The 13,399-nt window shown below is 64.3% G+C and carries 15 protein-coding genes and 1 pseudogene; 3 read left to right on the top strand and 13 right to left on the bottom strand.

The window, feature by feature from the left end; genetic code table 11:
- Window position 1: 1 nt before the first annotated feature.
- Entirely contained in the window at window positions 2-310 is a 309-nt protein-coding gene (clpS, locus tag OPU71_RS15855; protein ID WP_267728987.1) for an ATP-dependent Clp protease adapter ClpS, read from the bottom strand.
- 394 nt (window positions 311-704) lie between these two features.
- Here clpS and OPU71_RS15850 point away from each other — a divergent pair, with 394 nt between their 5' ends.
- The 3 genes and pseudogenes from OPU71_RS15850 (at window position 705) to OPU71_RS15840 (ending at window position 2,041) form a co-directional block, all read left to right on the top strand.
- Entirely contained in the window at window positions 705-908 is a 204-nt protein-coding gene (locus OPU71_RS15850) for a cold-shock protein (protein ID WP_267728986.1), read from the top strand.
- 73 nt (window positions 909-981) lie between these two features.
- Window positions 982-1,552: pseudogene (locus OPU71_RS21375) on the top strand (pseudouridine synthase).
- 27 nt (window positions 1,553-1,579) lie between these two features.
- Window positions 1,580-2,041 (top strand): DUF192 domain-containing protein, encoded by a 462-nt coding sequence (locus OPU71_RS15840; protein ID WP_420712393.1) that lies wholly within the window; start codon window positions 1,580-1,582, stop codon window positions 2,039-2,041.
- An 8-nt stretch (window positions 2,042-2,049) separates the two neighbouring features.
- On the opposite strand, the gene gspN is transcribed toward OPU71_RS15840, so the two are convergent.
- The 12 genes from gspN to OPU71_RS15780 all read right to left on the bottom strand — a co-directional run bounded on the left by gspN (window position 2,050) and on the right by OPU71_RS15780 (window position 12,677).
- Window positions 2,050-2,796, bottom strand: coding sequence for a type II secretion system protein N (gspN, locus tag OPU71_RS15835; RefSeq protein WP_267728985.1), 747 nt, complete (start codon window positions 2,794-2,796; stop codon window positions 2,050-2,052).
- Window positions 2,793-3,287: a type II secretion system protein GspM gene (gspM, locus tag OPU71_RS15830; protein ID WP_267728984.1), complete on the bottom strand. Its 495-nt coding sequence runs from the start codon at window positions 3,285-3,287 to the stop codon at window positions 2,793-2,795. The genes gspN and gspM overlap by 4 nt, the downstream gene beginning before the upstream one ends.
- On the bottom strand, window positions 3,284-4,477 hold the full coding sequence (gspL, locus tag OPU71_RS15825; protein ID WP_267728983.1) for a type II secretion system protein GspL: 1,194 nt from the start codon (window positions 4,475-4,477) through the stop codon (window positions 3,284-3,286). Before gspL ends, gspM begins: the two co-directional genes overlap by 4 nt.
- The gene (gene gspK / locus OPU71_RS15820; RefSeq protein ID WP_267728982.1) at window positions 4,474-5,439 is read right to left on the bottom strand and encodes a type II secretion system minor pseudopilin GspK; all 966 of its coding nucleotides are present in this window, start codon (window positions 5,437-5,439) and stop codon (window positions 4,474-4,476) included. Before gspK ends, gspL begins: the two co-directional genes overlap by 4 nt.
- Window positions 5,402-5,983 (bottom strand): type II secretion system minor pseudopilin GspJ, encoded by a 582-nt coding sequence (gene gspJ / locus OPU71_RS15815; protein WP_267728981.1) that lies wholly within the window; start codon window positions 5,981-5,983, stop codon window positions 5,402-5,404. Before gspJ ends, gspK begins: the two co-directional genes overlap by 38 nt.
- Window positions 5,980-6,351, bottom strand: a complete 372-nt coding sequence (gene gspI, locus OPU71_RS15810) for a type II secretion system minor pseudopilin GspI (RefSeq protein ID WP_267728980.1) — start codon at window positions 6,349-6,351, stop codon at window positions 5,980-5,982. Before gspI ends, gspJ begins: the two co-directional genes overlap by 4 nt.
- Entirely contained in the window at window positions 6,348-6,863 is a 516-nt protein-coding gene (locus OPU71_RS15805) for a type II secretion system protein (protein ID WP_267728979.1), read from the bottom strand. The genes gspI and OPU71_RS15805 overlap by 4 nt, the downstream gene beginning before the upstream one ends.
- Window positions 6,864-6,869: 6 nt before the next feature.
- Complete coding sequence (gspG, locus tag OPU71_RS15800) at window positions 6,870-7,301, bottom strand: type II secretion system major pseudopilin GspG (RefSeq protein ID WP_267728978.1); 432 nt, start codon at window positions 7,299-7,301, stop codon at window positions 6,870-6,872.
- A 70-nt stretch (window positions 7,302-7,371) separates the two neighbouring features.
- Window positions 7,372-8,574, bottom strand: coding sequence for a type II secretion system inner membrane protein GspF (gene gspF / locus OPU71_RS15795; RefSeq protein WP_267728977.1), 1,203 nt, complete (start codon window positions 8,572-8,574; stop codon window positions 7,372-7,374).
- A gap of 10 nt (window positions 8,575-8,584) precedes the next feature.
- Window positions 8,585-10,057, bottom strand: a complete 1,473-nt coding sequence (gene gspE, locus OPU71_RS15790; protein ID WP_267728976.1) for a type II secretion system ATPase GspE — start codon at window positions 10,055-10,057, stop codon at window positions 8,585-8,587.
- A complete protein-coding gene (gspD, locus tag OPU71_RS15785; RefSeq protein ID WP_267728975.1) occupies window positions 10,054-12,051 on the bottom strand; it encodes a type II secretion system secretin GspD in 1,998 nt (665 codons plus the stop codon). Before gspD ends, gspE begins: the two co-directional genes overlap by 4 nt.
- A 62-nt stretch (window positions 12,052-12,113) precedes the next feature.
- The gene (locus tag OPU71_RS15780) at window positions 12,114-12,677 is read right to left on the bottom strand and encodes a type II secretion system protein N (protein WP_267729071.1); all 564 of its coding nucleotides are present in this window, start codon (window positions 12,675-12,677) and stop codon (window positions 12,114-12,116) included.
- Window positions 12,678-13,399: the final 722 nt, after the last annotated feature.

Raw genomic sequence — 13,399 nt, 5'->3', positions numbered from 1 at the left:
CTCAGTTCTCCTCCATCACGCAGGCCAGCGGGTGCTGGTGCTGCCGCGCGAATGCGCTCACCTGTTCTACCTTGGTCGCGGCGATGTCCTTGGGGAATACCCCGCACACGCCACGACCCTCCCTATGCACTTGGAGCATCACGCGAGTTGCTTGTTCGCGATCCAATGAAAAAAACTTCTGTAGAACAATCACCACAAAGTCCATCGGGGTGAAATCATCGTTTAGAAGAATCACCATGTAGAGCTTGGGTGGTCGGGTTTTTGCCCGTTCTGCCTCAAGAACGAATTCGGGCTGCTTTTTCGTTGCCATGCGCCCCATTCTAAACACTCCGACTGATACTTCAACAACCCACAAAGTGGGGGCTATTGGTGGAATTTCCACACTCGGCCCGGTCCTGCGAAAGGGTGGCGATTCAGTGCTAAATTGGTGATCTCTCAAGGGGATGCGGAGCTAATTCGCAAACCGTCTGATTGGGGTCTGAGACCTTTGCCCGCAGTGTCCCCAAAAAGCCGTTGACGGCGACTTCCTGCAAGGCGTAAAAGGCGCCCTGAGCATACGCAGCAGGCGTAAAGGCCAATGCCCGCGAAGGTTTGCAGCCGCCGCTGGCGATGGCCTGCCGCAGAGCAACATCGCCTTGCGTGTGCCGGACCGCCCGATCTCGGGAGCACTAACCGCACTACACCGAAGGACTAGAGGAAGCAATATGGCAACTGGCACCGTCAAGTGGTTCAACGACGCCAAAGGTTTCGGATTCATTACGCCGGACGACGGCAGCGACGACCTTTTCGCGCATTTCTCCGCCATCAACATGAACGGTTTCAAATCGCTCAAAGAGGGTGAGAAAGTTACGTACGAGCCGCAGCAAGGCCCAAAAGGCAAGCAGGCTTCGAACATTCAGCGCGCCTGACCTGAGTTCGCCGCGATCCGGCGATACCGTAAAGCCCGCCCTTCATGGCGGGCTTTGTGGTTTCTGGAGTCCCATGCCTCGCGTCATCCTGCTCAATAAACCTTTTGGCCTGCTGAGCCAGTTCACTGGCGAGGTGGGTCAGCGCACGCTGGCCGAATGCAAGCTGCCGCCGGGTGTTTACGCGGCGGGGCGACTGGATGCCGACAGTGAGGGGCTGCTGCTGCTCACCGACGATGGCGCCTTGCAGCATCGACTGGCCGACCCGCGCCACAAAGAAACCAAGACCTACCTCGTGCAAGTCGAGCGGGAGCCGGATGCCGTTGCGCTGGCAAAGCTGGAGGGGGGGGCTCGACCTCGGCGACTTTCGGACGCGCCCCTGCCAGGTGCGGCGGATCGAGGAACCCGACTGGCTTTGGCCGCGTGATCCGCCTGTCCGCTTTCGCAAGGCGATCCCGACTGCATGGCTGGAGATCCAGCTGACCGAGGGGAAGAACCGCCAGGTGCGCCGCATGACAGCCAAGGTGGGCTTTCCGACCTTGCGCCTGCTGCGCGTGGCGATCGGCCCCTGGCAACTGGGTGATCTGTCGCCCGGCCAATGGCGAGCGCACCAAGCGCCGGCGCCCGCGCGGGGCCTGCGCCCTTGACTGCTAACATGCGTCCGCGCCAACCGGATGGCGCTGGATCAGGAGAGTTCTGTGTGGAATAGGTTTTCCCTGGCTTTGGGTGCAGCGCTGATGATGGCGGGTGCGGTAGGGGCTGCAGCCCCGCTGCCACGCATCGAGCTGAACGCCGGAATGCATCGTATCGATGCCGAAGTGGCGGCGACGGATGAAGCGCGGATGACCGGCTTGATGCGGCGAAGCGCCATGGAAGAGACGCGCGGGATGGTTTTCGTCTATGAGCGCCCCGGAAGCCACTGCATGTGGATGAAGAATACCCAGCTGCCGCTGTCGGTGGCTTTTCTCGATGAGGCGGGGGTGATCCTGAACATCGAAGACATGGAGCCGGAAACCGAAGACAGCCACTGTTCCGCCAGGCCGGCGCGCTATGCCCTGGAAATGAACCGTGGCTGGTTCAAGCGGCGCGGCATCAAGCCCGGCATGCGGATCAGCGGTTTGCCCGCACCGCGCTGAACCCGGATTCAGCCCTGGAGGCTGAAGCGATACTCACCCGGCGTGCCAGACGGCGTGACCCACTTGCCTGCGACCGCCGGCAAGCGTTGCAGGAAGGCCGGATCGCCGCGCACAGCGCCGCTGAACTGCCAACTGCCGGGAGAGATCTGCCCCTGGGCTTCAATACGGGTTTCGCCGCGCAGGGTAGTCCAGCTCAAGGCAAGGCGCTCGCCTTCGCCGCGAAGGTCGATCTGGTAGTCGCCCAGCGGCCTCCCGCGCAGCACATCCACCGCGGCGCCTGACCAGCGCAGACCGGCGCGGCCATCGCACCGATTGCGCCAGTTGCAGCGCCACTGCGTGGTCTCGATCACTACGTCACCGCGCCAACCCAGGCGGCCAAAGGCATGCGGAATCCGCTCCATCGCGAAGCGCGCGGGCGCCGGAAAAGCCAGGCCATCGGCTCGCCAGCCGCGAACCCCTGCGGCAATCTCGCCTGCAGGCTTGTCGTCTGCGAGCAATTGCCAGGCGGCGTCGCCCTTGAGCAGCTGCCCCGGTTGCCAGCGCCACTGGAGCGTGACCCAAGGCTGGGCGCGCAGGCTCACCGGGTCGATCACGGTCAGCGTGCCGCGGCCATTCCAGAGCGTGCCTTCAATCAGCGCGAGGCGGATTTCGCCGGCGGTGACGCGATTGATAGCCGAGTCCATCAGCCAGGAAGGCGCGCGCATCACCAGCGCGCAAGCCAGCAGCATCAGGAACAACAGGCTGTGACGGATCACTGGGCGCTCGCGGGCTGAAGTTCGACGTCAATGCTGCTGCCGTTGGCTGCGCGGCTGGTGGTCAGGCGGGTCACCCGCATGCCATGGTCGCGTTGCACTTCGGCCAGCCATTCGACGAATGCATCGAAGCTGCCGCCTCCGGTGGCACGCAGCCCGCCGCCGTCGACGCGTACTTCAAGCGTGAGGCCGCGCGAACGCGCGCTGGTTTGCAACGGATCGGCAAGGCTGGCGGCCGGGGCCGAGGGGCGTGCTTGCGCACGCTGCAGGCGTTGAACTTCGGCTGCGTCGTCCCGCATGGCTGCCAGGCGCGCCTGTGCGGTGGGCAGTGCTTTGGCTAGCCGTTTGCGTTCGAGCTTGATCCAGTCGCTCAACGACCACAGCAAGGCGACCCCGAGGATGGCGGCCATCGCGGCCACCATGATCCGCTCGCGCGGGGCGAGCCCGCCCCACCAGGTACGCGCGGCCAGGAGTTGGGTTTTGAGGGCGTTCATTGGCTGACCTCCTTGCGCACGGCGAGCCGGTTGTCACCTTGCTGCGCAACGAGCAAGCCGCGCGCCGTCAGGCGCTGGCTAATGGATGAGATGGAGCCGGCGGCACGCGCTGACAGCGTGAGCTCAAGACGGCCGCCTTCATATTTGAGGCCGTCGAGTGCGTCGCGCGCGTCGCCGCCGAGCGCCTCGCCGACCTGGGCGAGGAGGGCGATCACGTCGTCGTCACCGAGTTGGCCATGTGCGCGCTTGAGCCCGTTGAGCTGGCTGCGCATCTGCGCCGCCGGGTCGACGATGGGCTGGTTGGGGAATGCGGTTTTGAAGACGGTCTGCATGCGGTCGCGAGCGTCTTTGAGCTGCGCCCGTTGCCACATCACTTGCCCGGTCGATAGCAGCAGTTCGACACAGATTGCTGCGCCAACCACCCAGAGCACCGGGCGTGCGCGCCTCAACCATGCGGCGCGGGCCTTGTCCGGCATGAATTCGCCGTGCAACAAATTGATGCCGCTGGCGACCGCCGACCATTTGTAGGCGGGCCCTTCCTCGACCGGAATCGACAGCGATGCTTCCCAGCTTTGCGGATCGATGGAATGAGCGCTCGCCGCACGGTGGACGACGCAGCGCGCGGGCAGACGATTCTCTTGGCGGGCCTGGCTGGCGGCGGTTTGCAACAAGGCGGGCGCGGCGCCTTCGTCAAGGTCGAAGGCGAAGGGCGTCGGCGCTACGCCGGAAACGATTGCCTGGTGCTGGCTGCAATACAACGCCCACTCGCCCTCCGGGGCTTCAGGCGTGATTTGCACCTCGGCGAAGGCGCGAGCGGGGGCGCGGCCAAGGGCCTCCAGTTGCGCCACGATCTGCCGCAGGCGTTCGCGCGCGGTGACCAGCACGCGGGCCGAATCGCCGTCGCGGTCGGTAATCGTGTAGTGCTGGCTGTCCGGCTCTTGCACCAGTTGGTCTTCAAGCGCGAAGCGGATCAGCTTGTCTTGCTCGCGCTTGGATGCCTTGGGCAAGCGCGCGGTCAGCCAGACGGCCTGTGTGCCGGCGAGGATGAACTCGGTTTGCTCGGCAGCAGGCCAATGGCGGGGTTCGGAAGCGCCGACCGAGGCGGTGCGGCCGTCGGGGCCGGTGAGTTCCCAGTCACAAACCGGGTCTTGCGGCCAGTGCTCGGTCAGGTAGAGGCGAAGCAGGGTCATAGGATTTTCTGCCAGATGATTTCCGGCCAATTGCCATTGTTTGGGTTTGCGCCACGCGCCAGCAAGACTTGCATGCGCGTTGTTGCGCCGCCGAAATGCGCGCGGCCAGCGGCCAGAAAGTAGATGCTCTTGCAGGCGAAACGCGATGGGTCAAGGGTGAGGTTCTGCCGTGCGTTGAAGTCTTCGATGTTCTTGAACCAGGCCGTGCTGCGGCTGGACACCATCGCCCGCGCGCGGTCGAGGCTGACGTTATCGATGGTGGCGGACAGCACTTCGGCGCTGGCGGTATTCACGTTGATGAGTGTGCGCCCTTGCTGGGTGGGCAGGGCGGTGACAAAGGGACGCAGGCGCTCAAGCATTGCGGCATTGAAGCCCGGCACGCCGGCGAGCTCATCAACGCTCACCAGTGCCTGATTGAGCGGCTGTGGGGCCGGCGCGCCGTCGGCGCCGGGCGGGTAGGCGCTGGCGTCTTCCAGATCCACGTCAAGCCAGCGCGCGAGGATGATGGACTTGGCTTTTGCATCCTGCGGGGTTTCGCCGCTGAGCTCCAGCAGCTTGGCGAACTGCTTGATTGCGTCTTCGTCCGCGGCGCCGTTCCACGCAAGGTTGTTGAGGTTGAAGCGGCCGGAGAGGTCTTCGATATCGCCGCTGACCTCGCCTTCGTCCACCGGCGTGGGGGGCACCTTGACCGCCCAGGTTTCGCCAAGGTGATCGACATCGCTCGTGGTGCGTGCGTCGTCGGCGAGCACGTTGCGCGCCCAATCCACGGCACCCCGCGCAAGCCAGCGGGCCTGGGCCAGATCGTGTCGGCCGGAAAGGCTTTCAACCGCAAAGCCGAATGACGCCACCACCGAGGCCGCGATGGCTGCCACCAGAGCTACGGTGAGCATGGCCATGATCACGGCGACGCCGCGCTGTGGCCGCTTAGTGGAGGGCAAAGAGACGCGACAGTTTGCCGGCATCATTGAGCTCCAGTTGCATGCGCACCGCGGCCGGCAACTGGCCAGCCTGGTTCGGCCCTTGCGGCCAGTTGTCGAATTCCTTGCCGTCGGCGCTCAGGAAGCGCCAGGTGAGTGTTTTCACGCCATCGAGCATGGCATCGCTGCTGCCGGCGCCGTTGCTGCCATCGGCGCGTTGGCGTGTCAGCAGCAAGGTGCCGTCTTCGACATGCCAGGTCCGTTGTTCGACGCCGCCATTGCTGCCGTCGTGGCGGACCAGTTGCAATTGCTCCATGGTGCCGCCGCGCACCAGCGTGAGCGCCCCTTGCGACTGCCCGGCTGCGCGCTGTGGCCGCGGCGCCAGTTGCGTCAGATCGTTCTCGATCAGTTGCATCACGCGCGCGAGCTGGCGCCAGCGCGCGTACTCGGATTCCATCCGATCCCGCGTCGCGATCATCGCGCTGACGGCTCGGTACGAAAGCACGCCCAGCACCGCAAAGATCGCGATTGCGACCATCACTTCGATCAGCGTGAGGCCCTGCTCACGCTTTGCGCGCTGCGGCCTCATCGCAAGGGCCTTACCAGAAAGCCGCTCAGTTGCGAGAGCGCATGATCGCCTTCGCCCGCCAGCGACACCTTGATGTCGATGCGGCGGAACAGTGCGTTCGGGGTAGCCTTCACTTCTTCGCGCCAGCGGAACTCTCGCCCGGCCTGCGTCACACTGCCTTCATTGACGCCGGGTTCGAGAAAGCGCCCCATGGCACGGTGTTCGGCGAGGCGATCCTGCGCCACCCAGTCGGCGATGAGGCGTTCGCGCAGATCGTTGGCGCTGCCGGTTGCCAGGCCCACCGCGCGGAATCCGGCCGACAGCACGACGGCCAGAATCGCCAGCGCGACCAGCACCTCAAGCAGCGTGAACCCCCGGCTGCGCGTCATGAGGCTTGGTCCGTCGCGAGGATGCGTTCGAGCACCACTTCGCCGCCGGGGCGCGAGCGGTACAGCCGCTCACCTTCGGGCGTGCGCAGGCGCAGTTCGAAATCCGGCATTTCGGCGCCGAAAACGAGTGGTGGCTCGGAGGTGGCGGGCTTGCCGCGCAGCTTGATGCTCACCCACAAGAAGCCCTCGGGCAGGCTGCGCTCGGCGAGAGAATTGCCCTCGCTCACCGGGCGCCATTTGCCTTCTGTGTCGAGCGTGCTGAAGCGGTATCGCCCGGGCAGGAATTCGGCGGCAATCGGCGTGCCGCTGACGGCAGCGCGCTCGCCGGCGGCTTCCAGCACCAGCCGGAGGCGGTCGACTTCCCGTTCGTTGTCGCGCCGAGACATGCCTTCAATGCTAAACGTCACCGCCGAAGCGGTGATTGCGAGCACGACGAGCACCACCATCACCTCGATCAAGGTGAAGCCCCGAGCGCGGCGAGCGCGGGTGAGGGAGGTGCCTGGGTTTTTCAAGATGGGTCAGAGTGCCCAGTTGCCGATATCGGCATCCGCGCCTTCGCCGCCAGCTTGCGTGTCGGCGCCGAAGCTGAACACGTCGTACTCGCCGTGCACGCCGGGCGAAAGGTACTGGTACGGGCTGTTCCAGGGGTCTTTGGGCAGCTTGTCGAGGTAGCTCTTCCAGTTGTCCGGCACCGGCGCGACGCTCGGTTTTTCGACCAGCGCCTGCAGGCCTTGTTCGGTCGTCGGGTAGCGGCGGTTGTCGAGTTTGTAGAGCTTGAGTGCCTGCGAAATGGCGGCGATGTCCTGTCGCGCCGCAACGGCGCGCGCTTCGTCCGGGCGTCCCATGACTTTGGGTACGATCAGCGCGGCCAGCACGCCGAGAATGACGATGACAACCATCACCTCGATCAAGGTGAAGCCGGAGGCGCGGGGTTTTGCAGTAAGGGGCATGAGCGTCCTCGTGAGTATGAAAGTGATTGGCGATTCAAGCGCGGTGGCGGGCGCGATACCTGGCAAGGGCCTACTTGAGCAGTGTGTTGATCTCGATGATGGGTTGCATCACAGCGAGCACGATGATCAGCACCATTCCGCCCATCATCAGCAGCAGCAGAGGCTCAAGCAGGCTGGTCAGCACCGCCGTGCGGGTTTCCAGTTCGCCCTGTTGCAGGTGGGCGGCGCGTTCAAGCATGGAGTCGAGCTGGCCGGTTGCTTCGCCGCTGGCAATCATGTGCGTCAGCAAGGGCGGAAAGCGCCGTGTGGCACCGAGCGCGCGCGACAGGCTCATGCCCTCGCGTACCCGGTCGGCTGCTTGCGAGATTGCTTCGCGCAAGGGCAGGCGCACGACCACCTGGCGGCCCGCGTCCAGCGCAGCCAACAGCGGCACGCCACTGCCGACGAGGATCGCCAGGGTGCTGGCAAAACGTGTGGTGTCGAGCGTTCGAAGATGGCGCCCGATCAAGGGCAGGCCCAGCAGCCAAGTGTCCCACTTGCGGCGCACAGCGTCTTCACGCAAGGATTGCCGCAAAGCGAAAATGCCACCGGCGATTGCGAGCGCGAGCAACCAGCCCCAGCCACGCAGGAAGTCGGACACCACGATGAGGCTGCGGGTGAGCAAGGGCAGTTGCTGCTTGCCGCTGGCAAACACCCCGACCACTTGCGGTACGACATAGGTGAGCAGGCCGATCACCACCATCAGCGCGACGGCGGCGACGATGGCCGGGTAGATCAGAGCTTGCAGCGTCTTGCGACGCAGGTCGTCGCGCCGTTCGAGGTACTCGGCCAACTGGTTCATCACCTTGGCCAGTTCGCCAGATTTTTCACCCGCGGCGACTGACGCGCGGTAGATCGTCGGGAAGGAAGTCGCGTGGCGATCGAGCGCTGCGCGCAATGAGTAACCACCGAGGATTTCGCTGCGCACGCCGGCGAGTACCTGCCGTGTGTTCTCACGTTCCGCCTGTTCGCCCAAGGCTGATAGTGCTTGTTCCACCGTCAGACCCGAAGTGAGCAATGCGGCCCACTGGCGTGTCAGCAGCACGAGCTCTGACTCGCGCAGCTTGCGGGTTGAACCGAGCCCGCTTTTCTTGCTGCCGCTGGCGGCCACTTCAAGCGGGAAGAGGCCGCGCTCGCGCAGCTGGGTGCGCGCTGAACGCGCGCTGTCCGCCTCGATGATGCCGTTGATGTTGCGGCCGTCCGCGTCGACCGCGCGGTACTGGAAGGCTGCCATCGAGTGGGCCTCAGTCGCGCGTCACGCGGAGCAACTCTTCCGCCGACGTGGTGCCTTCGGCCAGCAAGCGCAGGCCGTCTTCGCGAAGCGTGTTCAGGCCGTTGTGGCGTGCGGCGCTACGAAGTTCGTTCTCCGACACGCGATCATGGATGAGCCTTTGCACCGCATCGTCCACCGTCAGCATCTCATACACCCCGGTACGCCCGGCATAGCCGGTGTTGCCGCACGCGCTGCATCCCTTCGCATGCCATAACACCGGAGGGCAACCTTCGCCGACGGTGAGCCGATCCGCTTCATCGGCGGGGCGGGACTCGCGGCATTTCGGGCAGAGCTTGCGGACCAGGCGCTGCGCCAGCACGCCGCGCAGCGTGGAGGCAAGCAGGAAGGGCTCGACACCCATGTCGATCAGGCGGGTCACTGCGGATGGTGCGTCGTTGGTGTGCAGCGTGGCCAGCACCATGTGGCCGGTGAGCGAGGCTTGAACTGCGATCTGCGCGGTTTCGAGGTCGCGGATTTCGCCGATCATGATGACGTCCGGGTCTTGCCGCAGGATCGAACGCAGGGCACGCGCGAAGGTGAGGTCGATGCGGGCATTGACCTGGATCTGACCGACCCCGGCAAGGTCGTATTCAACCGGGTCTTCGACCGTGACGATGTTGAGCGTGCGGCCATCAAGCGTGCGCAGTGCGGCGTAGAGCGTGGTGGTTTTGCCCGAACCGGTCGGGCCGGTTACCAGCAGGATCCCGTGCGGCTGCGACAGGATGCTGTTGAAGGCCTTGCGGGTGCCATCGGCCATGCCAAGCGCGTTGAGGCCGAACTGGGTGGCGTCCTTGTCGAGCAGGCGCAGCACGATCCGCTCACCGTGCGAGGTGGGCAGGGTTGAGACCCGCACATCGATCTGGCGGCCGGCGAGCCGAACGCCGATGCGGCCGTCTTGCGGCAGCCGCTTTTCGGCGATATCCAGATTGGCCATGATCTTGATGCGCGAGGACATCGCCGCATGCAGGGCGCGATGCGGGCGTGCGATCTCGACCAGCACGCCATCGCGCCGCAAACGCACTACCGAGTAGGTTTCGTAGGGCTCGATATGGATGTCTGACGCGCGCTCACGTACCGCCTGGGTCAGCAGCGCATTGATCATGCGGATGATCGGCGCGTCGTCTTCCGCCTCGAGCAGGTCTTCCACCGGCGGGAGCTCTTGCATGAGCTGCGAAACGTCGATGTCCTGACCGACGTCGGCAGCGACTTCGGCCGCGTTGCTTTCGCCCTGACTGTAGGTTTCAGACAGGCGAGCTTCGAACGCGCTGCGCCCGATCGAGTTGATCCTGAGCGGGCGCGCCGCAAGGCGGCGCACTTCGGCCAGGGCCGCCGGGTTGGCGTCTTCACGCGCAACCACTTCCGCGAACTCATCGGCCACTTCGCCAAGCAGCACGCCGTGCGCCCGCGCGAAGGCGTAGGGGAGCCGGCTGGGGAGCGTACTCATGGCTTGGCGTCGGTCCCTGCGGGTTGCTGGTCTGCCGGCGGCGTGCCCGTAACCGATTTGACGGCTTGGGCGTTCATCGGCGGCAACTGCGGTTCCGGGCCGTGATCGGGCATCAGATAGTTGCGGGTCGTACCCGGTTGCCGTTGCAGGCCCAGGATCTCTTCGTAGCGCTCGTTAGTGAACGCACGAGTATCGCTGTCGCTGCGAACGATCTTCGGGCGCAGGAAGACGACGAGATTGGTTTTCTTCCGCGAGCGGGTGTCGTAGCGGAACAGGCTGCCAACGACCGGAATGTTGCCGAGGAAGGGTACCTTGTCGGCACCGTCCTGCGATTCGTCCTGGATCAGGCCACCCAGCGCCACGATCGCGCCGTCATCCACAATCACGTTGGTGTCGATCGAGCGCTTCTTCGTCGTCGGCCCCGCAGCGGTGTTGCTCTTGACCGTCGAGTTCTCTTCCGAGATCAGCAGGCGAATTGCCCCGCCTTCCGAGATCTGCGGCTTGATCTTGAGCGTCAGGCCGACGTCCTTGCGTTCGATCGTCTGGAACGGGTTCGTCGGCGTGGAGCCGCCCCCTGTGTTGCTGTACTGCCCGGTGAGGAAGGGCAGGTTCTCGGCGACGACGATCTTCGCCTCTTCGTTGTCGAGCGTCAGCAGTGTCGGCGTCGACAGGATGTTGGCCTTGTTCTGGGTCTCAAGGAAGCGCGCCAGCACCTGCAGGTTCAGGATTTCACCGATGCCGGGAATGTTGACGGTGCCCGAACCGACCAGCACGTTGAGGCCCGCGCCGAGCAGGCTTTCGGTCTTGGTCGAGGCCCCGAGCAGTGAGGGGGTCGCCCCGGTGAAATTGGTGCCGCCGCCAACGAATCGGCCGTCGGCGCTGGGCTTTTCACCCGCGAACCACTGCACGCCGAATTCCGCGCCGTTGTCGGAGCTCATCTCGGCAATCAGCGCTTCAACGTAGACCTGCGCGCGGCGCCGGTCGAGCTGGTCGATCACCTTGCGCAGATTGTTGTAGACCGGCTCGGGCGCCGTGATGATCAGGGTGTTGGTGGTCGGGTCGGCCTGGATCATGCCGCCGCCGCTGGCGGTGGTGCCGGTTGCCGAGGTCTGTTGTGTGCCGGGTGCGTTGCCGCCTTGGGGGGCTGTCGCCGCAGCGGCGTTTCCGCCTGAAGTGTCGCCCGACATGATCGCACGCAGCGTTTGTGCGATCTTCACCGCTTCGGCATTCTTCAGGAACACCACCCGGATATTGCCGGCTGCGCCGGGCTGATCGAGCGTGTTGACCAGCTGGCGTACCGTGGCGAGTTTTGACGGGTTGTCGCTCCGGACGAGCAAGCTGTTCGTCCGGCTGTCTGCTTGCACGGTGATTCGCTGGCTTGCGTCCTGGCCAGCACCAGCGCCCGCCACGTCACCCACCAGACGATTGATCGTGGTGGCCATGTCGAGGGCCGAGGCATGCTTGACCGGAATCACGCGAATGTCGCCTTGTGGCACATCGATCGACGCAAGAACCTGCCCGACGCGGGCGATGTTCTCGGCATAGTCGGTCACGATCAAGGTGTTGTTGCCAGGGTAGGCGGTCACCGTGTTGTTGGGCGAGACGAGTGGCCGCACGACCGGAATCAGCTGAGCGGCCGACTCATGACGGATCTGGAATACCTGGGTGACGATGCGATCGCCGGTGGCGTTGAGCTGGCGCCCGGAGGGGACCGCATGCAGCTTCGCGTCGACTTCCGGAAGGATCTTCACGACGCCTTTGGATTCGACTGCGGTGTAGCCCTGCATGCGCAGCGCAGACAACAGGATCTGGTACGTCAGCTCTTTGGGAACCGGCTGCTGGGTGGTGATGTTCAGCGTGCCCTTGACGCGCGGATCGACCAGGAAATTCTTGCCGGTAATCTTGCTGACGGCGCGGATCACCGCGTCGATGTCGGCATTGACGAAGTTGAGAGCGACTGTTTCGCCGTCTTGTGCAAACACAGGTTGATGCATGGAGAAAACAGACGTGGCCAGAAGCCAGCCAGCCAGCGCACGCCGGAGAGTGATTGCAGGGGTCATTGTGTCGGTTGGTTTTCTTGTGCGCCATTTGGCGCGGGCTGCGTGGATTCGCCTGGCATACCGGGGCCTCCCCGTTGCGGGATGAATCCGCCGGGGGGGCCGCCGGCCGGATTGCCTGTATAGGATTGCTGCGGCGGACCGCCGACCGGAGGCGTTCCACCCGTCTGGCGTCCGGCGGACGACAGGGGAATTCGTTCGCGGCTGCCGCCGCGTTCAATCTCGACCGCATCGGGAAGTACCGCCACCAGTTTTACGCCAGTGGCGATTTCGTCACCCTGTACGAAGCCCTGCGCGGGTTTGTCGTTCTCACCGATGATTGCCCAGCCAGGGCTCTTGGCCGAATGCGCTGCGACGCCGATCAGATTGAAACGACTTGCAACGACTTCCTGCGTCTGGACAACGATTTCACCGAAAAGGTGGCGCGTCGCGATTTCGCGTGCGGCCACGCTTGGGTCAGTGGCGACCTGGTTTGGCGCTGCCGCAGGTGAGGGCGCCGAAAGCCGCCAGTACCAACCCGCAGCAAACCATGCCCAAAGTGCGATTGCGCAGATCCATAGCAAGCCGGTGCCAGCTGCCGGTGCCAGTTTCTGGAGTCCTTGGATCTTGTAGCGGGTCAATTCGGTGGGTCCTATGTCTGCTTTGAGACGAAAACCCTCGAATCCTACGCGAGCCTGCAGTCACTTTGTAGTGCTGCGGCGGAAAATGACAATGTAATTTTGTAACGACAAAAAATTGACCGGAGCGACCCTGAGGTCGTCCGGTCCAACGGCTGCGCGTAATGAAAAGTTTGCGTAACGTCTCCGGTACGCCGCACAAGCCCGGATGTCGGTTCAAGCTGGCGCCGAAGGGGGGAGTGTTGAGGCTGGCTTGTCCGAGCCTTGGCGTTTAGCCAACTGCTGCTTGCCTGCTTCAAGTGCTCGGGGGAGCTTGCTTGAGGCGCCTCTCGGTTCCTTCGAGACCGTGCATCAGGGTGCGCGTTGGGGCAAATACTCTGCCTCCGATCGGCTCGAGTCTTGACCAGGATTGCTGTTGATTGATATTGCGGCGAAACAGGTTTCCGGCACTGGGCTGCGGCTCAAAAGCTTTGCTCCCGGCGGAGTGTCGCGGGGGAAGAAGGGGTAGCGAAAATCGGGGCGTGCAGAAATTGCGGTTCTTGCGATCGGGGCGTTGCGCCCCGATCCGGGCGGGTGGTGCAAGAGGGGGCTTAGGGTCTGTTGACAATCAAGCCAGCCAAATAACGGACGCGGACAAAGCGACGAAAGCGGCGAAGCGTTCGGCGAGC

Source organism: Niveibacterium sp. 24ML (genome assembly GCF_026586805.1).
Lineage (GTDB): Bacteria > Pseudomonadota > Gammaproteobacteria > Burkholderiales > Rhodocyclaceae > Niveibacterium.
The sequence above is the reverse complement of the archived record's forward strand: the minus strand, read 5'-3'. Positions and strand labels throughout refer to the sequence as shown.